Origin of the sequence: Lacticaseibacillus suibinensis (assembly GCF_003946175.1) — a bacterium.
Classification (GTDB): domain Bacteria; phylum Bacillota; class Bacilli; order Lactobacillales; family Lactobacillaceae; genus Lacticaseibacillus; species Lacticaseibacillus suibinensis.
In genome coordinates this window covers 37,487-60,497 of record NZ_RHOK01000009.1, presented here as the reverse complement: position 1 = coordinate 60,497, position 23,011 = coordinate 37,487, and the positions used below count along the sequence as shown (strand labels likewise).

Below are 23,011 nucleotides of genomic sequence, written 5' to 3'. Positions count from 1 at the left end.
GTTCTCATGATCCAGCACAAACGAAATAGCGCGTTGCTTAGCGTTGCCTGTGGATGGTTACTGTTTTTGACCATCATGCTCGGCGGCTGGTTTAGAGCAACGCCGGTACTCGCCGCCAGTGGTCCGCAGCTGGTCATTGATAAACGCATCAGCGTACAATCAACCAGCAATACGCAGCAAACAGCACCGCTCGCCGGCGCCCATTATTGGGTGACGCGCATCGTCGCCAGTGGCCAAGGTGCCATTGATCCAGACGATGCCAAAACCTACCGGGCAGCAACTGGCCTAGCCACTTTTAGTGCTGAGCTGGTTACCGATAACGCCGGCCGCGCGACGGCCGCGTTGGTGGTTGGAGCTAGTTACCTCGTCGTTGAACAGGCCAGCACTGTGATCAAGCATCCTGCCGCACCGGTGGCCTTCACCGTCCAGCGCAGTGATCAAGTGATCACGGTGGCCCCGAAATCGAATCTGGATTTCAGCGGCTCGCAAAAACCGGCCAAGACGCTAGGTAACACCCTAACGACGGCGGGCACGCCGGTGGGCAAGAAAATCGCCCACACCGGGGGCGCCATGCACGTTCAAGCACCGGTGTTGCTGCTTGCGGTATTACTTCTGGCAAGTGGGAGTTACCTGCTGATCATTAGCCGGCTCGCTCGCGCTCGGCGCGGCTAGCATGCCGAATCGCAGTAGCTCTCACCTAGCGTGAGGGCTATTGTGCTACACAAGCATTGGCTGCGGCTGATGTGGTCGAATGGAGAGTAGGCAAAATGAAGCAACTAAAATTAATGAAAAAAAGGCGCAAACGACCGTGGTTAACGGCGGCGATTCTGGCGCTGTGTGTGGCCTTGGTTGGCTCGCCGCTGGCCCCAGTCATCGCCGCTGGCTCGCCGCCAACCAAAGCCGGTTTCACCGATATTGAAGAGCTGACGGATGATGAGATTGCGACAGTGGCGGATTTGAATCTGTTGTTTGGGGAGCCGACCTGGCAAAGTGTCAACCTCCGCTCAGGGAATGCCTTAGATCCGGCAGCGTATACCACCGCGATTACCGGAGCGGATACGTCACTTACAGGGATGTCCAATCGTGCCAGCTGGGCGGGGGGCAAGTTCAACCAGACGGATCAGCTCTCTTTACTCTATGCACCGTTGGTTAACGGGACGGTTCAAATTAGCGGGAAAGAATACGCCTATGCAAGTGGTACTGGGGTTGATTCCAACTTTATCATGATGGACGAGGCTGCCGCCCAATCGGTAATAACCCGGGATCAAGGTACCAGCATCGCCTCAGCTCCTTATACAAGATTGGAACCCACCATGGCAAATGGGGCTACATTCAATGACTTGGTCGATAAAGTAAAGGTTTACCAAGACCAATCCGGCCATCGACTCGCGAAGGTCATCACAGTCGCTGATTGGCAAGCTGCTGACGTTGCCACAATTGATCCGATAACGGGGTCCATCAGTCATAACGTCTTCTACAAAAATTTAGGCGCGACGCGTAGTAATATCCGCGTAGGTACTGTGATGAATATCGCGGTCTTCAACGCGGCCCAATATGGTACGGGGACGATGCCAAGCTTGGATCGATTGCAGGTCACTGCGGATGGGTATGATGGCGCGTATATTACGGGACTGCTTGCCGATACAAGGGATAAACAAAAACTTGATGAAGATCAGGCACTCACGCTTCAACCAAACGGCTTGATTATGTACAGCGACCCAGTTGATCCTACCAAGACCGAGGTGTACGCAACTAAAACACCACGCTCCGGCTATATCGGGGCAAATACAGGGTTAGTCGAGACTTCTGGCCAGACCAAGGGTACTGCATTGGTTGGGGAAGGGCTTAAGACCAATTTAGACCTATATGATTCCAGTATGGTCTACATGTCGAAGCCAGTTACCAGCCTGCCCACTGGCGGCGTTGTTCATCTGGAGTACGTCGAGCGCTTATCCGACAAAATGACCGCGACGGTCCGCTATCGAGACGTTGACACTAAGACTGTTATTGCCATGCAAGACATCGTCGGTAATGTGGATGACCCGCTGAACTTTGTCGATACCGCGACCTTTATGGCCCAAAACGCCAGCAAATTCACTGGTTACGAAGTCGTTTCAGACAATACCGAAGATGCTAGCAACTATACTTTCCAAAGTAGTCCTGGTACCTGGATTGTTGAACTGAAAAAAGTACCTATTTACACCCCGGTTGACAATCCGGATAGTCTCCCCTTAACGGCCACAGCCACTGAGGCGGTGAACTACCTCAAAGATGGCGCGGCTTTCCAGCAGACACCAGCGCTGGCGACGGTCAAGTTGTATCGCTACGTGACGGCCCACCTCGATGGCACTTACGAGTATTCCGATTGGACCACGAGTGAAGCCGAAGCGAATGCGCACAAAACCATCACCAAGGCCAATCCGACGGTAGCAGCGCTGACCCAGGCCCAAATCGACGCCTACTTGCCTGACCAGTACCGCGGTGAGGTGACGAAACTCAAGGTGGGCGAGAAGCCGGAAACAGCGATGGAGCCTAACCAAGTACTGACAGCGGAGAACCAGCTGGCTGACTGGCTGAGTCAGGGCGGCGATTTGGCGATTACCCGCACGGTGAACTACACGCCGGCGCAGGTTGGACCCATTGTCCCTGACGACCTCAATGACCCGTACTACGCCATGACCCACAAGAACTTAACGGTAAAGGTAGCAGTCGATGATGCGGCGCTGGCCGCGGATGATCAAGCCGCCGTTGCGCTTGGCGCTGAAGCGACCCAGACCATTGCCTTCGAGCGCACTGTCACGTATAGTGGCGATGACGTGATTGCCTTGGGTGCTTGGACTGCCAAGGCTACCATTCAGGACGTCACGGCCAAAATCGTCGCTGGCTATGTCATCAGTCCCGGCAGCACCGTGACCGCGGCTAACCTCACCAGCGCGGTGGGCGGCACGGTGGCCCAGGCGCAAGTCGGCCAGTCGCTGAAAACGGTGCTGGCCAACTTCCAAGCCGACGACAACGGCGGGGTAGCTGGGGCGACCCATACTAATGGCGCGCTAGATGGCACGGCGACCACTGAAATCAGTTACAGCATGAAAATCACTTACCCGCAGGCTGGCGCCCGCGCTAACTTGTGGACCGGCCTGCTCGCCGCTGCCTTTTTGGCGCTCGGCGCAGCGGGGTTATTATGCCGACAGAAACTGCATCATTAAGCACAAGCGACAATGACCTTTACTCCGGTAAGGGTCATTTCGTTGTCGAAAGGAGGGCCGCAGATGGCTAAACACTGGCGATTATTCGCACCAAAAACCTGGTCCCGCTTTTGGTTCAACCTCGTGTTTGGGCTGATTTTTATCGTTGGGTTAGTGCTGCTGCTCGGCCCTTCAGTTTACACGAGCTACATTCAGCACCAAGCCACGCTGCAGGCGGGGCAGTTTGACCGCGCCGTGGCCAAAACGCCGACGTCGGCGCTGGTGCGCCGGGTGCAAGGCTACAATGCCAATCTCTACGCCCGGCAGACGAAGCAGCCGCTACCGTCGCCGATTCGCACCTACGCTCAGGTGAAGGCGCCGGCCGTGATTGGTTACGTCAGTGTGCCTAGTGTCGGCATCAAAAATACCATCATTCGCTATGGCGACAGCGAGCAAGTCCTGGCGCAAGGTGCTGGTACCATGCCTGGCACCAGCTTGCCCTATGGTGGAGCGAACACGCTGGCGGTGGTCACCGGCCACTCCGGATTAGCCAACCGGGTGATTTTTGATAATATTCGCTACCTGAAAAAAGGTGACGTGTATTACCTCACCACCTTCGATGGCTCCCGCAAAGCCTACCGCGTCACCACGACTAAAGTGGTCGATCCGCAGGCTAAAAATGCGCTGAACGCCGTGAAAATCCAGCCAGGTCGCGATGTGTCGGTGCTGTTGACCTGCACGCCGCTGTTCATCAACTCGCATCGCTTGTTGGTGTACGGCCGCCGGATTTCGCTACATGAAGCGCAAAAAACGCCAGTGGTGAAGCGCGATACCTTCAGCTTGTATCACGTGTGGCTCTATGTGATGTCGCTGCTGGTGGTGCTGTTCCTGATTTATTACACGTGGCTGGTGCACAAGCGCCGCCAATACGCCAAGCAGCAAAAGGAGGCCCGCCATGGCAGCAGCAACGAAACCTAAACGCCCATCTCGGCTGGTCAGCATTTTGCTCCTGGTGGGGATTGCGCTGTCTGTGATGCTGTTTTTCACGCCATTCGTGTACGACTGGATCGCGTCGAATCAGCGCCTCGAAATTGCGCAGGATTATCGCAAGCGCGCATATCCCGCCGATAAACGCCGCGATGCCCTGATCAAGCAGTACAACGCGAATATCTTGGCGCATCAGAAAGGCCAGGTGCGGCCGTTTCCTAGTGTCACCTACCAGCAAATTGAAAGCGACGCGGCGGCGGCATTTGGCTATGTGCGAATTCCCAGTATTCACCTGAAAGCAACGCCGGTGTTTTACGGGACCTCTGATGCTGTGTTGGCTAAAGGCGTGGGCTCGCTAACCTACACTTCGCTGCCGGCGCCAGGCAAAAATGTCACCGCGTCGCTGACCGCGCACACCGGGTTGGCCAATCGCATCTTTTTTGACAACATTCGCTATCTGAAAAAAGGGGATGTCGTCTACGTGGATGCTTTTGCGCATGAGTATGCTTATGCCGTCGACCGCCAGCAGGTGATCGACCCCAAGCAACCTGATGCTTACAAAGCCTTCAACATCAAAGATGCCCAAAACAAAATCATCTTGATGACCTGCACACCTCAGGGCATCAATGACCATCGCCTGCTGGTGTTTGCGCACAAAATTCCCTTGGCCACGGCGAAGCACACGCCAGTCAAGGCCCGCGATCGCTGGTCGCTCATGAATATCTGGAAGTATTGCTTCTTGCTCCTGCTACTCGCGCTGGTGCTGGCCTACTGGTACTATGCGCGCAAACAGCAGCGCAAACAGGAGGCTGCCCATGCGTAAACGATGGCTGTGGTTCCTCCCGGCGGCGCTGATGTTGGTGGCGATTCTAACTGCTGGCGGCTTGGTGTGGCGCAATCTGGCAACGCCGCCTGCGCTGGATGTGCAGGCAATGCAAGCCAACGCGCAACCGCAGGCGGCCCATGGTCAAGCCAAAATCAGTGAGGTCAGCGCCAAAACTTATGTGCAGGCCCAGACTCAGGCGGCGCAGTTGCAGCGGCAAAGCGGCTATGCGGCGCTGCTTATTCCCAGTGTCGGCATCAAGTTGCCGGTGTTTGCCCAAATGACGAATCTAACTTTGGCGGCGGGCGTGGCACGCTACTTTCCAGACCGGCCGCTGGGGGTAGGCAACAACGTCTTTGCGGCGCACAATTTTCACGGCGGCGGGGAGGTCCTGCTGACGGCGTTGAACCGAGTGAAAATTGGGGCGGCGGTTTACCTGACGGATAGCCGTCACGTCGCCACTTATCACGTGATTGACAATCGGGTGGTGAAGGAAACGGAAATTCAGGTGCTGGCGGAGACCAAAGAGGATCGGGTGACCCTAATTCGCTGCGAAGGTCCGATTGGCACCCAATATCGCCGGGTGGTGGTGGCACGGCGCGTCACGACGACGAAAGCGGCTGCGACCAACGTGCATCAGCAAGTGGCGGTTGCCAGCGGTTTGTCGCAGTGGCTGATCCGTCAACCTTGGTACAGCGCGTTTGCGTTGCTGTTTTTAAACGGCCGCATCACCGGGTGGCTCTGGGGCTTGCTGTTGGCCTTCGTGTCGCTCATGCTGCTGGGTGGCGTCGGGTTTGTGCGGCAGGCGCCGGCCGCTGAATAGCGTGACTACTAGCGTCGGTTGCGACCCAGCTTGGGCCGCGTCCGGCGTTTTTGCCTGTGCCAGGCAGCGTGATTGCGCTGTATCAGGTACAATTGGCTTAATCAAACATGAGCTAAGTGAGGAAAAGCGATGAAAGGCAAAATTCACGAACTGGATCCAGAGCACCACGGCCAACAGCTGCAGCTAGATGAGCACACTGCGCCGGCTATCAAGGCGATGATTGAAACCTTAGCGGCGGACCGCGATGAGCGCGGCTGGCGCCATGATTTGAAAGACCTGGCCATGGGGCTGAATGTCGAAGCCGCCGAGGTCCTCGATATCTACACCTGGAAAGATACCGGTGAGGCGCCAACCGCAACGGAAGTGGCCCACACGGCGGAAGAGCTGGCGGATGTGCTGATTTATGCCTTCGACATGTGTGCCAAGCTGAATTTGGACCCGCTGAAGTTGATGCAGGCCAAGCAGAAGATCAACGACAGCCGCCATCGCGGGCAAAAATCTTAGCTGAATGATTGAATTGGTATACGCCAAATCCCGAGAGATTTGGCGTTTTTTGATGCTGAAATCACGCTTACAAAAATATTTTTTTATCTTTTAAATAATTGAGTACAAACCCGTAAAACGTTTGAAAAAATAATAAACGGCGTGTACACTCATGAGCGTACCACAAGCGCTTTCATATACGGAGGAGGAAGCAACATGGAGAAAAAGCACTACAAAATGTTTAAGGCCGGTAAACGCTGGCTCGTTATGGGTATAGTTTCTGGCGCGATGGGGATCGCTGCCATTTCCACGACAACGGTACATGCAGATGTGGCAGCGGGTACGCCACAAACTGCGCAAGTTGACGCCACTGATTCGGCGACCGGCCAAACGCCTGCCGCTGAAACTACGACTGCGCAGGCGACTGCAACCGCAGCTACAGACACCGCGCAGCCCGCGGCCAGCACTCCAGCAGCGACTGAAGAAGCCGCCGCGACGCCAGCGCCTGCCGCAAAGACGGTGACCGCTGCCCCGGCGACCCCTGAGGCTACCCCAGCAGTGGTGCCAAGCGGACTGGCTTATCAAACGCTGACGACTGCTGACATGAGCGCCTACTTGTCGACGACGTTCCCAGCGGTTTATGGTTATACCTTCAAAGACGGCAAGACTATGAAGGCAACGCAAACTGCTTTGACGCAGATTACGCTGGATGGCGTGGCTTACACACCAACCGTCACCTTCAATCAGCTCAGTGCCACCCAAGCCAGCTACACCATGACCGTGACGGACAAGCTGAGCTTCACCGTGACCGCCACAGTGAGCGGCAAAACCGTGAACTTTGCCGTCAGCAACATTCAAGAGCTGAACGGCACCATTATTCATCAGCTCGCGTTCCCGAATGATCAACTAGCCAGCGTGGCCGTAACCGACAAGGATGCCAGTTTTGCTGGCGTGCGGATGGATACCGCTACAAGCGCCTCAACCAACGGGGCGACTGGCGATACCTTCAAGGCTTTAGCCAGTCAGGCAGAAGGCACCGAAAAATATCGGTACGCCTTTGTCAACAACGACACGGTGGCGGCCGGCGTCTGGTCCAATGCGGCCCAAGATGGCGCCGATAAGTCCGAAGACAACCGGCTGATTTTAACCACGCAAACCGTGGCAGGGGAAAAACTGGCCAGCTTGAGCACCAACTACTTCACGCTGCGGGCGGCGGAAGACAACACCTCTCTGTTGTCAGCTAGCCTCACTGCTTTGCCGCAATGGTCTGCGGCCTTTGCTGAAGACGAAAACGGCGACGGGATTGTCGATTGGCAGGACGCGGCTATTGTAACGCGCGACATCATAAATGATCCGCTGGGCTGGCAGGATACGCGGCGCGTTGTAGCGCAGCGCATTCCGATGAACTTCGCGTCGGAAGCCACCAATCCGTTTTCAACCACCCTTGATGAAACCAAGCGCGTCTACGCCATTACTGACGGCTTAGGCCAAACGGTGCTGCTGAAAGGGTACCAAAGCGAAGGCCATGACTCGGCTCACCCAGACTACGATGCGGTTGGGGAACGCCAAGGCGGCGCTGATGATTTCAACGCCCTGATTGAAGCCGGCCATGATTACAATGCCAGCTTTGGGGTCCACATCAACGACACTGAATCTTATCCAGAAGCCAAGGCCTTCGATGATCAGCTTGTTGATCCGACCAAGAAGGGCTGGGACTGGCTGGATCCTTCCTACATGATCAACCAGCGCTATGATGCCTTAAGCGGCGACCGCTTGGCGCGCTTGCAGGCCTTGAAGGCGCTCAGTCCTGACCTTGATTTCATCTACGTCGATGTTTGGGGCAACCAAGGCGAAGCCGGCTGGGAATCCCGTGAATTAGGCGCCGAAATCGCTAGCCTCGGCTGGGAACTGCACAACGAATTCCCGAATGCCCTGGAATATGACACCTTGTGGAACCACTGGTCCGCTGAAAAAGCTTACGGCGGCAGTGCCACTAAAGGCGTAAACAGCAACATCGAACGTTTCATGCGCAACAATCAAAAAGACACCTGGACCATCGGCGATAATTCGCTGCTGGGTGGGGCGGAATTCGAGGCCTTCGAAGGCTGGGTCGCCAAAGTTGATTTCGACAGCTTTGTGGATGTTACTTATCGGACGGATTTGCCAACCAAGTTCCTGCAGCACTTCAACATCACCAACTGGAATGCCACTTGGGACAACACCAAAAAGGATTACGTCGGCTCGATCAGCTTCGATAACGGCGTGAAAGTCGATAATTCCACCGGCACCAAGCTGATTACGATGAACGGCGTCGAAGTCCTGCGCGACCAGCTGACCTATGGCGGCACCGAAACCGGCCATTCTGTCTCAATGCTCCTGCCATGGGACTCCACGGATACCGTGGGTAATGGCATCAAGGCCGGCACGACTGACACTACCGGGCTCAATTTTGACAAGCTTTACTACTGGAGCGACACAAAGGGCACTACCACCTGGCAGCTCACGGACCGCTTCAAGGATGCTAAGCAGCTGTACCTGTACAAGCTGACTGACCAAGGTCGGGTGGCGCTGGGGGCAGTCGACGTGGTCAATGGTGCGGTGACGTTGGATTTGGATGCCGCCACGCCTTACGTTTTAACGCTGACTGAAGAAGGTACCGAGGAGCTGAACTTCGGTGAAGGCACCGTGCTCAAAGACCCTGGCTTCAACGCGGCCAACACCCTGGCAGATAACTGGCAAGTCACCGGCGATCCCCAGGTGGTTCGCAATGAGAATGGCGACTACTTGCTGCAAGCCGGCAAGCAGGCGATGAGTGTCACCCAACAGCTCGCGCCACTGGCCGCTGGTGATTACAGCCTGTACGTGAACACCGAAACCCACAATCGGCCGGTGACCATCACCGTGACCGTGAATGGCCAGCCGCAGACGCTGACGTTCAGCAATTCCATCGACCAAAACTACATTCAGGCCGATACGAATCACACAACTAACGACGCAAAATCTTATATGCAAAAGGCCCGCGTGGACTTCACCGTCCCAGCCGACGCTACCGTAACCATCACCTTGGCCGCTGACGCTGGGGACACGCTGGCTCAATTTGATGACCTGCGAGTTATTTCCCGGGAAACGAATCTTCAAAGTGGTACGACCGATGCTGATGGCAACAAGGTCATCATTGACCAAGACTTTGAAGACACTAAGGCGATTGGGCTGTATCCATTCTTCAACGGCGCTGCCGATGGGGTGGCTGATCCCCGTGACCACCTGTCTGAACGGCATGATGTATACACGCAGTACGGCTGGAACGGTAACAAGATTGATGATGTGCTCGGCGGCGACTGGTCCTTGAAGTCTCACAAGCAAGGCACTGGGCTTTTGTACACGACGATTCCGCAATCGGTTCAATTCGAAGCTGGGAAGTACTACAAAGTTGAATTCGATTACCAAACTGATGGCAACGGTGCCTTCCAGCCTGTTTCCGTCGATGGCGAAAACTATTATCAGACCTTCAATGCACTCCCAGCCACCAATGGCGATCAGTCCGCTGCTGACCTAGCTGCCACCCACACGCAGCATGTGAGCCTGGTTGTGGCTGGCGCGCCTGATGGTAGTCTGGGCTTTGGGATTAGGAGTCTCGCTGGTGGCCAGTACGACTTCATTTTGGATAATTTCAAAGTGACCGAACTCACTGACGAAAACCTGGCATCCGCTTATCTGGAACAAATCCGCGGCGACTTGGCCCGCCTGATTGATGCAGCGAAGAAGGAAGATATGAGCCTTTACACACCGGCCAGTGTGGATAGTTTCAATGCCGCAGTGGCCAGTGCGCAGGCGGTATTGGATAATCCTGACGCTTCGATCGATGACGTCACCGGCGCCTCGAAAGCCCTCCAAGACGCAGCGAATGGCATGATTAGTATTGCTGCCACCAAGCAGCTGCCAGATCAGCACATCACCCCAAGCACGGGCTCGTTCCAGCCGGGTGAAGAAATTGAAAATGCCTTCGATGGCGATCCAAGTACTGATTGGCACACTAACTGGAATGATGTCACCACCGTTGAACAGCGGACGGTCACCATGCAGCTGGATGGCACCTATCCAATCAACGGCTTGGTTTACCAGCCGCGGGCTTCAGGGAAGAACGGCATCATCACCCAGTACGAACTCTGGGGTTATGCTGGGCCTGACGATACGACCGGCACGTTACTGGCTTCCGGCAACTGGGCCGGTGACAATACCACCAAGACACTGAACTTTGACACGGTCAATGTCGACAAACTGGTGCTGATTCCGGTTCACACCATCGGCGATACGCCAGATACCTTTGCCTCGGCGGTTGACATTACGCTGCTGGTTGACCGCAGCACGCCAACCTTGACCGTGGCGCCAACCGAAATGCAGAAAGGGCAAGACCTGACCGCCTTTGACTGGCTGCCGAGTTTGACCTATGCAGACACGATTGATGGCAGCGAGATTCAGCGGCTGACCGTCGATGACTCGCAAATTGATCCGCAGACACCAGGCACTTACACGGTTTCCGTCACCGCCATGAACTCCGCTGGCCTGACGACGACTGCCACCGGCAGCGTCACGGTGGTGGATCCGCAGCCGAAGATCGATGCGCAAGCAGCCCTGACTGACGCCTTGGCGGAGGCTGCGGCCAAGCACGAAGCTGACTACAAGCCAGCGACCTGGACTGCTTTGCAAAAGGCAGTGGCGGCTGGCCAAGCGGCTCTGGCCGATGACGCTAGCACCGTGGATGACCTGAATCAAGCTGCCGATGCGGTTAAGGCTGCGGTGGCAGCGCTGGCCGCCAAGCCGGCTTGGAACAAGGCATTGACCGCTAGCGCATTGACGCCAACTGGGTTCACCGTGGCTGACTGGCCAACCATTAGTGGCATGACCAACCCGACCTACTACTTCTACGTCCTTACTGCTGGTCAGAGCGTGCCAGCGACACCGGGGGATTGGGCAGAAGCGTTGACGGATCAAACTGATCTGACTGGGTTCCAGCCGGGTGAGTACACGCTGGCACTCTGGGCCGTTGATGAAAATGGTGAGGTTTCCGCGCCATTGACGACAACCTTTACGTTGCCAGAAGAGCCGGTCACCACGCCAACTGACACTGGTAAACCTGGCAAGGGTAACCAAGGTACCAAGCCAAATAATGGAAACCAAGGTCACAAGGATAATCAGGGCAACAATGGCAAGCACAAAGGCCAAATTGCTAAAGCTAACCACCAGTCACCATCGAAGGCAGACAAGGCCATGAAAGCGGCTAAGAAGAACTTGCCGAAGACAGGCGATACCGCTGACACCAGTACGACCTTGGTCGGGCTGTCTGTGTTAGGCGCGCTAGGGATGCTCGCTGGGTTCCGTAAGCGCAAAGAAGACTAAACTCCCCGCATTGTTGAACCGTCTTCCTCAGTTTCCGTAGCAATGAAAGAGGTGCCACTTGATCAAGCCGATCAGGTGGCACTTTTTTGATGGCGAAAACGCGATGTGGGTTGGTCAAGTGAGCTTGCCGGCAGTGCTTGGCTTGTTCGGTTTCACGTGAAACAAAACGGCTTCGGCGCTGGTCACCGTCTATAGTTGGTGGCACAATGAAGTTGGGCATAGGGTAGCAACAAAGAAAGCGTTTTTTGGGAGGGATAAAAGTGATGGGCGATAAAGAAAAGATGTTGATTGTGGCCGCACTAATTGGTCTATCTCATAGCTTTGCTACCGGCTCGGCGCAGGCGCAAGCCCTCGCTGTGCGCAGCAAGGGCTTGATCACCGTGGCGGCTGATGCGAAGTACCAAGGGGTCAAATTGTACACCGAGGTCTTGCCGCTCCGGCGCGCAATCGCTGATGCCATCAGCATGGACGGTTTGATACTGAGTCCGGAACAGCAACGGGATTGGGAAGACTATAAACAGGCGACGCAGCAGGCCTATGACGATTACTGGAAGAGTATTTCTACTTTGCGGACGCTGGCTTTTTAAGCAGTGAGCAGATACTTAGCGCCTTGACGACCTGATGCGATATTCTAGATAGAGAAGGTACGCTTTCAGACACAGGAAGGAAGCGAGACAGATGGAATTCAAAGTGACGCTCATGATTAGTAAAAATCCCGTCACATTGTGGTGGGACGACGGCTTAAAAACCGACACACCAGCCGCCTTGGAATATCTGCGCGAAGTCGCTCCAGTGACCACGGTTAAGGTCCCAACCCCGGACACCGGGAAACAGGGCTTTGACCTTAATGATTGCGAGGAAACCTTTAATGGCTTGCTATCGATGGGAGCCAATGTTGAGGTCGCGCCGCAAAAACAAGTTTAGTGCGAAAAAGCCGCCATTTGGCGGCTTTTTCGATTCCAAGATTAGTGTTTTGGCTTCTGTGCGAATTGGTCGATAACACGGATCTTCGTGTTTATAATCCGCACTCAGCTGTTCACCAAACTGGGCGCTTAATGTTTTTTATGAATTGGTATGTACAAAAATATTCCGATTAAAAATGTCAATATCGCTAATAACTAGTGATTACCGCTTGGAAAAACGCGATTGTGATTTGTCGAGCATCTATTGGTATGGAAAATTTAAGCCCAATCCGGGCATTTTTATTTTCCGGCCCAGAATAGCGGTCACCGGTGGTGTATACCACTGGCAAATGCGCGATATGAATGATTGCGCTTCCAGCCGCACCTTGGTACGCTCACGCTGGTCAAAATTTTAAGTAAGGCAACTGAGCGGCGGTCGGTGGGCGACGACCGGCCGTTCAGCATTGACTAAAAAGTGAACCTGAGGAGGAGCAAAATGAAGAAGCGACATTTGATTAGTGCCAGCGTCTTAGCATTAGCATTGGTGACCACCGGCGCGATGCATGTGCAGGCCGATGACAACTTGAACCTCGCCCTGAACCGGCCAGTGACATTTTCTGGCGTCGAAGGCGATAAAAATGATGATGGCAGCTGGGTTTACCCCAAGTTCAGCGGGGAAAAGGCGGTTGACGGCGATGAAGGTACCCGCTGGTCGGCGGGTAAGACTGATGATCAGTGGCTGACGGTGGACTTAGGGGCAGCCAAGCCGGTTAGTGAAATCGATCTGGACTTTTTTGCGGAAGCCCCGGCTTATGAAGTGCTGGTGGCGAAGGACGATCAGCAGTTCAAATCGGTTTATACCGTCAACAAGGCTTTGCCGGCCAGCAACGGCGTCAAGGCTGATCGCAAAATCACTCTGACCCAACAACAGGTGCGTTACATCAAGTTCCACCAAGAAAAACAATGGCTTCACACCAACAAGCAAACGTACGGTGCTAGTATCAATGAAATCAAGGCTTTTGCCAAAGCGCAAACGCTGACCGGCCTCACCTTAGATGCGACGACCAAAACAGTGAGCGTCGGCAACACCACGCAGTTCAAATACACCGCTACCCCTAGCGATATGACGCCGAAAGCAGATGCCATCGCTTGGACCAGCAGCGATCCTAGCGTGGCAACGGTTGATGCGAAGGGGCAAGTCACCGGGCTCAAAGCCGGCAAAACCACCATCACCGCAGCAGCGGCCAACACCAATGTGAGCGCAAAGGCTGAAGTCACCGTTGCCGCGGCGCGCGCCGAGTACGTGCAAATGCGTCAGCGCTGGCGCGACCGTTTGATCGCCGAAACCCCGGACCTAAGTGACGCGAATGTAAAGGCCTACCTCACCAGTCTGGCGAACCAGAGCCAAACCTTGTGGGAGACAATGGATCGCAGCGCCGACCGCGACCGCGTGTGGGCCTTGAAGCCAGCGGATACCATTTCGGCGGACTACACCACCACCTTTACCAACATCAAGCTCCTGACGCTGGGTTATTACAACCCACTCAGCAAGCAATACCATGATCAGGCAGTTTACGATGCTATTATCGATGCAATCAACTTTATGATCACGGAGAAGCAATATAACGGTACTTATTCCAAGGGCAACTGGTGGGATTGGCAAATCGGCTCTGCGCAGCAGCTCGATGACACGTTGATGCTGCTGTATAACGACTTGAACGCAAAAGATCACGCGACTTTGGTGAAATTCGTCCAGCCCCTGCTGGGTTACTGCAAGGATCCTAACATTCAGTGGCCAAGCTACACCGCCACCGGCGCGAACCTGACAGATATTTCGATTTCCGTGTTGGCTAGTGGCTTGTTGCTGGAAGATGACAGCCGCGTGGCGCTGGTCCAACAAAACCTGCCTAAAGCCATGGGGTTGGTAACCGCTAAAGATGGGATTTATGCTGATGGTTCCTTCGTGCAGCACACCTTCTTCCCATACAACGGCTCCTACGGCAACGAAATGATCAAAGGGATTGCGCGCGTCTCGTCGATTTTGGTTGGCACGCCTTGGACAATTGCCGAAAGCCAGTTTACCAATGTCTTCAACCTGCTGGATAAGGGGTATCTGCAGCTGATGGTCAACGGGCGGATGCCATCGATGGTTTCCGGGCGGAGTATTTCCCGGGCGCCTGGCACTAACCCTGAAACCACTGAGCTGGAAACCGGGAAGGAAACTCTGGCAAACTTGACCTTAATCGCCGACGCAACGCCGGCCCCGCTGAAGGCCAAAATCTATCATGCCGTGGCGACTTGGGTGGCACAAGTGGGCAATCGCTACAACTACTTCAACAATCCCCGCGACTATGCCGCCATCACCGGCCTGAAAACCGCCCTGGCTAACGCCTCCGCGCAGCCAGCCGATGTGGCTTCACTGAATGTCTACGGCTCGATGGACCGCGTTTTGCAAAAAACTGCCGATTATGCCGTTGGGATTGCCATGTACTCCAAGCGCATCGCCAACTTCGAATATGGCAACACCGAAAACGGTAAAGCCTGGCACAGCGCTGACGGCATGGTTTATCTCTACAACAACGACCTAGATCAATTTGGCGAAGGCTACTGGCCAACCGTCGACCCATATCGCTTGCCTGGGACCACGGTGGATACCACTGAATTGACCATCGGTGAAAAGTCCTCTTCGCGTAGTCCACAAGCCTGGGTGGGTGGGGCCACCGATCACCACACCGCCAGCATCGGCATGGCGCTAAACAAGGTGAACGAAGGCCAAAATCTGAAGGCGATGAAGTCTTGGTTCCTGCTTGACGGGCAAATCGTTAACCTCGGTGCTAACATCACCGGCAGCACCAAGGCCGACATCGAAACCATCGTCGACCAGCGGCAATTCGATCCTGCCACCACAAAAATCACAGTTGATGGCCAGCCTTTTGCTAGTCAAAAGACGGTCAGCCAGTGGGCCAACCTCAACGCGGCGGACCCGAAAAACAACGTCGGCTATATCATTGCCCCGCACAATGACCAAGTGGCCATCAGCCAAGCCACGCGCGAAGGCTCGTATAAAGAGATCAACGGGTACTTCCCATCTGATACGGTTTACTCTAAAACCTATCTGACCCTGGCCGCGATGCACGGCCAAAACGTTGACAATGGTAGTTACGAATACGTGACCGTGCCTGGCGCTACCGATGCCAAAATCGCTGCGTTGGCGAAAACGCCAAGCTACAAGGTGCTGGCCAACAGCAACCAACTGCAGGCCATTCAAACCAAGGATGAAATCCTGGCGAATGTTTGGACCAAGGCCGACCAGCTAGCGGACCTCGTTTCAATTGATAACACCGCTGCCGTTGTCATCAAGGACCTGGGGCACAACCGTTATCAATTAACCGCCGCCGAACCGCGGCAAACCGGCGCCACGGTGAACTTCACCTTTAACCATCCGGTGTCAATCGCGACCAAGGCTGCCGGCGCCTTCACGGCAGAAGGCAACCAGTTGCATTTTGACACCACGGGCCTGGCAGGGGCGAGTCAAACCGTCACCGTGCAATTAGCAGTGCCAGTCGACAAAACTGCTCTGCAAAAAGTGATTGCGCAGGCCAAGACGCTGGCCGCGGCCGATTACACGCCAACCAGCTTTGCCAAAGTGCAAACGGCCCTCGATCAGGCAGAAGCACTGGTGGATGACCAGTATGCTGCGCAGTCCGATGTCGATGTTGCGGTGCAAAACCTGACCACTGCCATCGCTGATTTGGTCAAAGTGGCAGGTAAAGAAGCCTTGACCAATGCCTTAGCGGCGGCCGACAAGCTTAAGGAAGCCGACTACACGCCAAGCACCTGGCAAGCTTTGAAGAAAGTGCGGGTCTCTGCCCAAGCCGTTGCGGCTGATCCTGAAGCCACTCAGGCCGCAGTGGATGTCGCCACCAAGGCGCTGAATGAAGCCATCAAAGGTTTGGCTAAAGTCGCGGATACCTCTGCGCTGGAAGCGGCACTGGCAGCAGCAGGTAAGTATGACGAAAAAGCCTACACCAAGGCTAGCTGGGCAGCGTTGCAGGCTGCCATCACTGAGGCCAAAGCCTTGACCAGCGACGCCACGCAAACGGCCGTGGATGCCGCCACGGCTAAGGTGAACGCTGCGATGAAGGCCCTGGTCGCCGTAACGCCAGATCCGGAACCGGCACCAGAACCGGAACCGGAACCAAAGCCAGAACCAGAACCAGCGCCGAATCCAACGCCGGCGCCAAAACCAACGCCGAACGCCAAACCGAACCACGATGCGAAGCCGCAAACCGGCAAGCATCAAAGTCTGCCAAGTACCGGCGAAGTGACCTTTGCCGCGTTAAGCGTGCTTGGGGTTGCGTTGTTAGCCGCAGTGGCGCTGAGCTGGCGCAAGCACCGCGCGTGATTAGTTTAGGACCACAGTGAGTTAAACCGGCACCGTTCCCTGTGAATCGCAGGTGAACGGTGCTTTTTGGTGCCTGCAAAGGGGCAGGTTGTTTGCAGGTCAGGCATCGTTCACTATTGGTATGTACAAAAGTGGTTAGAGGTTGGAAACGGCAAACGCCGGTCTAATAGGGCTGAATCCGGGCTTAAAAACCCAATTCGTGAAAATTGGCGAAATCGATTAGACCATTGCCAAAAAGGTGAAAGGACTCATTTTTTAAAATGTACAGTGGCGCCGATGGTGTGGTTAAAAACGTGAAAATAATGAGTATTGTGGCTCGGTTTAAAAAAGATTTCCGGGTTAATCGTACCTACCAATCGGGCGTTTACCGCCCTAAAAGACCGGTTGATGCAAGCAAATTCGGTCAAATATTCAAAAACCAAAAAAATCGTTCTTAGAAATAAAATATTTGTTGCTAGGTGCAAGCAAGGGGGACAAATTTTTAGCGCGATTGAACCACCCTGGAACCCACTGGATCCGCTTGCGGCCAGTCTTGAAACCGGATACACTCACGGTGGTTGGTACCACTACTGGGGAGTGGGGGTATCAATGTCTGAGATAACCGGCTCACGGGCGAATTACGAGCCAGGCACCAAAAGGAGGAAACTGAGTATGGCACATGGGAAGTCCACCACTTTCAAGTTCAAAGGCCTGCTGTACAGTACGGCAGTGCTTTCGTTCTTAACAGTCTCAGGACTAAGTGGGTATCACGTTCACGCGGCAACGCAGGAACCAGCAGCCAAGGAGGAAGCTGCGGTTCAAGGCACGCAGGCACAAGCTGACCAGCCGCAAACTGATCAAACCGCCGATGCCACAACCGCTACGGGTAAGCAGGTTGAAGCACCGGCCGCAGAGCAAGCAACAGCAGAAGCAGCACCGGCTGGGGAGTCGGCGGCTGCTGCAGACGTTAAGGCGGATCCGGCCCCTGGGGTAGAGCAAGAGGCAAAGCCGGCCGCTGATGCCGCCATTGACCAAACGGCAGACCAAACGGCAGATCAAGCAGCTAAGCAAGCCGCTGACCAACCAGCGGCTGATGACCAAAGCGCAGACGATGCTGTCAGCGATGACACGGTGGCTAATCCAATCACCAACGTCGAGAAGCAAACCAACGTCTACGAAGTCACCTATCAAAACGGGCAAAAGGCGCAGGTCAGTGTGCTCACTGATAAGATGTTCCGCTATTATGTTGATCCAAGCGGTGAGTACGGCGACCCGGCGCAGTCCAAGGAAGGGCTCAACGCCAAGATTTTCCCGCAGGCCTTAGATGACTACGACAAGGCGGCCTTCGACGCCTCGACCTTGACCACCACTGACGCCGGCTGGACCATCGGCACTGATGCGATTCAAATTCAGTTCGCCAAGGCCACTGGGTTGATGTCGGTGCTGCATAACAACAAGATTGTACTGGCAGAAAGCAAGCCTTTGGAAGTGACGGCCGGGGGGTCGACGCAATATCTGAAGGACGCCGCTGGCAGCCAGTACTTCGGCGGCGGCACCCAAAATGGTGAATTCACCATGAAGGGCAAGGAAATCAAGATTCTCAAGACCAACGACTGGGTTGATGGCGGGGTAGCGTCACCTAATCCGTTCTACTGGTCCACTGCGGGTTACGGCGTGGTGCGCAACACCTTCAAGCCAGGGACCTACAATTTTGACACCGCGAATAATGGCGAAATCACCGCCAATCATGAAGAAGATCGCTTTGATGCGGTTTACTTCTTCGATGACACGGCGTACGCCTTGATTCACGATTACCAGACGCTCACCGGCCTGCCGGCTTTGATGCCACATTACGCCTTTTATGAAGCGCATTTGAACGCTTATAACCGCGATATCTGGGTCGAAGTTCCAGAAGGCACGTATGGCGGCATTAAGTTCCCAGATGGCAAGACCTACAAGGAATACGAACCAGACAAGGTGCCTGCTGGCCAAACCGGCACGCTGGAATCCTTGAACGGGGAAAAGGATAACTACCAATTCTCCGCGCGTGAAGTAATCGATGAATACATCGCGCATGACATGCCACTGGGCTGGTTCCTGCCGAATGACGGCTATGGTGCCGGCTACGGCCAAACCGATACCCTGGCTGGCAACATCGAAAACTTGAAGGAATTCATCCAGTACGCCAACGAGCGTGGTATTCAAGTTGGCCTGTGGACCCAGCAAAATCTGAAGCCGGTTGATCCCGATAACCCGACCAATAAGGACCGCGATTTCGCCGCTGAAGTCGCTGCCGGGGTCGTGGCGCTGAAGACCGACGTGGCTTGGGTGGGTCCTGGCTACTCCTTCGGGCTTGATGGCATCGAAACCGCCACCGATATGATGGAACAAGTGAACGGCGACAGTATTCGGCCCTTCATCATCACTTTGAACGGCTGGGCTGGCACCCAGCACTATGCGGGTATCTGGGATGGCGACCAAACTGGCGGCGAATGGGAATACATTCGGTTCCACATTCCAACGTACATCGGCGAAGGCTTATCCGGCCAGCCGAATGTCGGATCTGACTTGGATGGGATTTTCGGCGGTAAGAACCCGATTATCAACATCCGCGACTTCCAGTGGAAGACCTTCACCCCAATCGAACTCAACATGGATGGCTGGGGCAGCAACCCGAAGAATCCATTTGTCTTTGATGAAGCGACCACCAACATCAACCGTGCTTATCTGAAGCAAAAGTCGATGCTGATGCCGTACATCTACACGGCAGCGGCGCAATCGACCTTCGATGGCAAGCCAATGGTGCGCGCGCTGTTCCTCGACTATCCAAATCTGCCAGAAACCTACACGGATTTGGTGAAATACGAGTACATGTGGGGCGACGACTTCCTGGTGGCACCAGTTTACCAGGACACTAACGCCGACGCGCAAGGCAATGACGTGCGCAATGGCATTTACCTGCCAGATGCCAACCAAATCTGGATTGACTACTACACCGGTAAGGAATACCAAGGCGGTCAGGTCATTAATAACTTTGACGCCCCGATTTGGAAGCTGCCAATTTTCGTCAAAGCCGGTGCCATCATCGCCACCACGCCTGCGCATAACACGCCAGACAAAATGGATCTCAGCCAGCGGCAATTCCAAATTTACGCTAACGGTAAGACCACCACGACGAACTACGAGGATGATGGGATTTCCAAGGAGTACCTGAATGGCCAGTCCAGCAAGACCACCATCAGCTCTGACCTGCAAGGCACCAAGCTCACCGTTACCGTTGATCCGATGACCGGCAGTTATGCCAATATGGTCACCGATCGCACGACCGAATTTGATATTCGCAGCAAGACGGCACCAGCCAGCGTCACCGCTACGGTTGGCGGCAAAACCGTCACCCTCACCGCGGTGGATAGCTTAGAAGCCTTCAACGCCGGCACGAACGTGTACTTCTATGACCAGGCTTACCTGATCAATGACTACCTGAAGGGGATTGGCACCGGCATCGAGCAAGCCTTCCTGCGCGTGAAGTTAGGCGCCACCGATGTCACCCAAAATGGCATTGTGCTGACGGTTGACGGCGTTGATACCACCGCCGCCCCAGTCAATGCGCTGCCGGCCCAAGATGATGCCGTGCCAGCCGTCACTAATCTGACCCAGCAAGCCGACACCACCGATGCTCGGCAAATCGGCATGACTTGGGATGCGGCGCCAAACGCCACCGGCTATAACCTGAAGCTTGACGGAGTGCTCCATGCTAACGTGCAAGGCACCAGCTTTATCCTGGATGGCTTGCTGGTGAAGAGTGACCACACCGTGCAAATTCAGGCGATTACGGCTGATGGCACCGGGGCGTGGACCGATGTGCAGACCATGAGCACTGACGATGATCCACTCCAAGACGCCATCAAGGGCATTTCGGTTCGGAGCACGGACTCCAATATCACTGGCACCAATATCTGGCAGGAAGACATGGGCCCAGAATTGCTCTTCGACCTGAGTTTGAACACCACGGCGCATACCAATTGGTTCACCGGACCGGATGAAAAGCAAGACGCTACACCGCTCTCCATTCTGGCAGAACTGGGCAATGTGTACGAATTGGACCATTTCACCTACGTACCGCGCGTGGATGGCGGTAACGGGACCATCAAGGGCCTGGATATCTCAGTTTCCATCGACGGCGTGCACTGGAGCGCTCCGATTCAGGCCCGTGGCTGGGCCGCCAACGGCCAAGAAAAGACCGTTGATCTCAGCGGCTTGAAAGCCTACTTTGTTCGCTTCACCGTGCCAAAAGGGATGTCGGTCGGCCAATTCGTTTCGGGTCAAGAATTCCTGCTGTTCAAGAAGGAAGGCACCAAGCCGCACTGGCCTGGGGACTTGACCAACGACGGCACCTGGACCGATGACGACGAAACCTCTCTGCGGAACTACGCCGGCCTGACGCATGGCAAGGATTCCGACTTTGATGGCTATGTTGAAAATGGTGACATGAACCAAAACGGCACCATCGATGCCTTTGACATCAACTATGTCGAAACCAAGCTCGGCACCGCCGTTACAACTTGGGATGGCCATGTGCCAACGGGGACGTTGACCCTCAAGGCAGATAAGACCAGTTACCAGCCAGGTGATACGATTACCGTGACTTTGCAAGGCCATGATCTGACCGGCGTTAACGCCCTGTCCGTGCACATTCCGTACACCAGCAAGGAACTGACCTTTGGCAACGTTCAAGCTACCGACGCGACGAAGAACATGATCAACTTCTCCAAGCCGCGGCTGCACTCAGACGGCAGCGAAGATCTCTATCTGATCTTCTCGAACAAAGGCGAAGCCGACCGCTTAAGCGGCGACTTGGATCTGGCGACCTTTACTTTAACTGCGAAGAAGCCACTGTCCGGGGATGCGCTGAAGCTGGCACTGACGGATCCCATGCTGGTTAACCAAATCAGCGAGGAAGCCTTGCCAGCCGCCCCAGAGGCTGTTGAATTGACTTACCTCGATCCCGCCAAGGCTGGCTTACGGCAAAGCATCGCCACCGCCAAGGCCCTGAATCCGGAGCATTACACCGCTGCTAGCTGGCAAGCCGTTGCCGATGCCTTGACGCAAGGCCAAACCGTCGTTGACGACAGCGCGGCTGACCAAGCGGCAATCGACATGGCGCAACAAAGCCTGATTGATGCCGTCAAAGGCCTCACCCAGGCCTCGCACATTGACAAAGCTGTTTTGGCCGAGTCATTGAAGCTTGCGCAAGGGGTCGACGTCAGTGTCTACACCGTGGACTCTCAGCAAGCGCTGGCCGATGCCATCAGCAATGCGGCCGCAGTGGTTGGCGATGATGCCGCCACGCAGGACACCATTGATGGTGCCGCGATTCAGCTGACCGCGGCGCTGGCTGGCCTCAAGGCTAAGCCAGTGGTGGTTGATAAGACCGCCTTGCAAGCGGCGATTGCCCAGGGCGAAAAAGCGGCTAAGGATGCGGCTCATTACACCGCCCAAAGCTATGTCGGCGTGGCTGATGCCTTGGCGGCTGCCCAAGCGGTAGCGGCTAATCCAAATGCCACGGCGGCGCAAGTCGATGCGGCCACCACCGCATTGCAAGCCGCGCTGGCCGCCCTTAAGCCTGCAGGTAAGAGTGAACCAACCGGCAAGCATGATCAAGGCACCAAACCTGCGCCAACTGACAACCAAGGTGCTAAGTTGAAACAGGATAAAAAAGCATCCCAGCAACAAAAAGTGGCGGTGATCACCAAAGCCGCCGGCAAGAAGACGCTACCGAAGACTGGCGAGTCGACCACCCCGCTGGCAGCCCTTGGCGTTGCACTACTCAGCTTACTCGGGGGCCTTGGGTTCTCCCGGCGCAAGCAAAACTAACTGACCGTAATGAACAACCGGTAAATATGGCAGAAGCGACCGTCTGGGGGAGACGGTCGCTTTTTTGAGTGGCGCATTGCCCGGGAAATAAATAACAACGCCACTGTGAAATCCGCGGAAAGCAGCGCGTTTCTTGGTATAATAACAACGGAG

At 55.1% G+C, this 23,011-nt stretch carries 12 protein-coding genes and 2 pseudogenes; all 14 read left to right on the top strand.

The annotated features are described in order from the left end of the window. The first annotated feature begins 6 nt into the window (after nucleotides 1–6). The 14 genes and pseudogenes from EKM90_RS05985 to EKM90_RS05920 all read left to right on the top strand — a co-directional run bounded on the left by EKM90_RS05985 (nucleotide 7) and on the right by EKM90_RS05920 (nucleotide 22,858). Nucleotides 7–672 (top strand): hypothetical protein, encoded by a 666-nt coding sequence (locus tag EKM90_RS05985; RefSeq protein ID WP_125580678.1) that lies wholly within the window; start codon nucleotides 7–9, stop codon nucleotides 670–672. Nucleotides 673–785: 113 nt separating this feature from the next. Then, nucleotides 786–3,206, top strand: coding sequence for a mucin-binding protein (locus EKM90_RS05980; protein WP_225422747.1), 2,421 nt, complete (start codon nucleotides 786–788; stop codon nucleotides 3,204–3,206). Between the two features lie 63 nt (nucleotides 3,207–3,269). Beyond that, nucleotides 3,270–4,163: a class C sortase gene (locus EKM90_RS05975; protein WP_164507879.1), complete on the top strand. Its 894-nt coding sequence runs from the start codon at nucleotides 3,270–3,272 to the stop codon at nucleotides 4,161–4,163. Then, nucleotides 4,141–4,995: a class C sortase gene (locus tag EKM90_RS05970; RefSeq protein ID WP_125580672.1), complete on the top strand. Its 855-nt coding sequence runs from the start codon at nucleotides 4,141–4,143 to the stop codon at nucleotides 4,993–4,995. Before EKM90_RS05975 ends, EKM90_RS05970 begins: the two co-directional genes overlap by 23 nt. Further along, nucleotides 4,988–5,818, top strand: a complete 831-nt coding sequence (locus tag EKM90_RS05965) for a class A sortase (protein ID WP_164507878.1) — start codon at nucleotides 4,988–4,990, stop codon at nucleotides 5,816–5,818. The genes EKM90_RS05970 and EKM90_RS05965 overlap by 8 nt, the downstream gene beginning before the upstream one ends. 129 nt (nucleotides 5,819–5,947) lie before the next feature. After that, a complete protein-coding gene (locus EKM90_RS05960) occupies nucleotides 5,948–6,322 on the top strand; it encodes a nucleoside triphosphate pyrophosphohydrolase family protein (protein WP_225422746.1) in 375 nt (124 codons plus the stop codon). A 195-nt stretch (nucleotides 6,323–6,517) separates the two neighbouring features. Further along, nucleotides 6,518–6,625: pseudogene (locus EKM90_RS13315) on the top strand (KxYKxGKxW signal peptide domain-containing protein); the annotation flags it as partial. Between the two features lie 279 nt (nucleotides 6,626–6,904). Further along, nucleotides 6,905–8,875, top strand: a pseudogene (locus EKM90_RS13310) (endo-alpha-N-acetylgalactosaminidase family protein); the annotation flags it as partial. Continuing rightward, the gene (locus tag EKM90_RS13305; RefSeq protein ID WP_449812972.1) at nucleotides 8,864–11,698 is read left to right on the top strand and encodes a discoidin domain-containing protein; all 2,835 of its coding nucleotides are present in this window, start codon (nucleotides 8,864–8,866) and stop codon (nucleotides 11,696–11,698) included. The pseudogene EKM90_RS13310 and the gene EKM90_RS13305, both read left to right, overlap by 12 nt. A gap of 263 nt (nucleotides 11,699–11,961) precedes the next feature. Then, a complete protein-coding gene (locus EKM90_RS05950) occupies nucleotides 11,962–12,285 on the top strand; it encodes a hypothetical protein (protein ID WP_125580666.1) in 324 nt (107 codons plus the stop codon). A gap of 91 nt (nucleotides 12,286–12,376) precedes the next feature. Continuing rightward, nucleotides 12,377–12,622, top strand: a complete 246-nt coding sequence (locus EKM90_RS05945) for a hypothetical protein (protein WP_125580664.1) — start codon at nucleotides 12,377–12,379, stop codon at nucleotides 12,620–12,622. A 208-nt stretch (nucleotides 12,623–12,830) separates the two neighbouring features. Beyond that, a complete protein-coding gene (locus EKM90_RS12785; protein WP_164507877.1) occupies nucleotides 12,831–13,016 on the top strand; it encodes a hypothetical protein in 186 nt (61 codons plus the stop codon). Nucleotides 13,017–13,096: 80 nt separating this feature from the next. Then, nucleotides 13,097–17,005: a polysaccharide lyase family 8 super-sandwich domain-containing protein gene (locus tag EKM90_RS05935; RefSeq protein WP_164507876.1), complete on the top strand. Its 3,909-nt coding sequence runs from the start codon at nucleotides 13,097–13,099 to the stop codon at nucleotides 17,003–17,005. Between the two features lie 651 nt (nucleotides 17,006–17,656). Further along, the gene (locus tag EKM90_RS05920) at nucleotides 17,657–22,858 is read left to right on the top strand and encodes a TIM-barrel domain-containing protein (RefSeq protein ID WP_125580662.1); all 5,202 of its coding nucleotides are present in this window, start codon (nucleotides 17,657–17,659) and stop codon (nucleotides 22,856–22,858) included. Nucleotides 22,859–23,011: the final 153 nt, after the last annotated feature.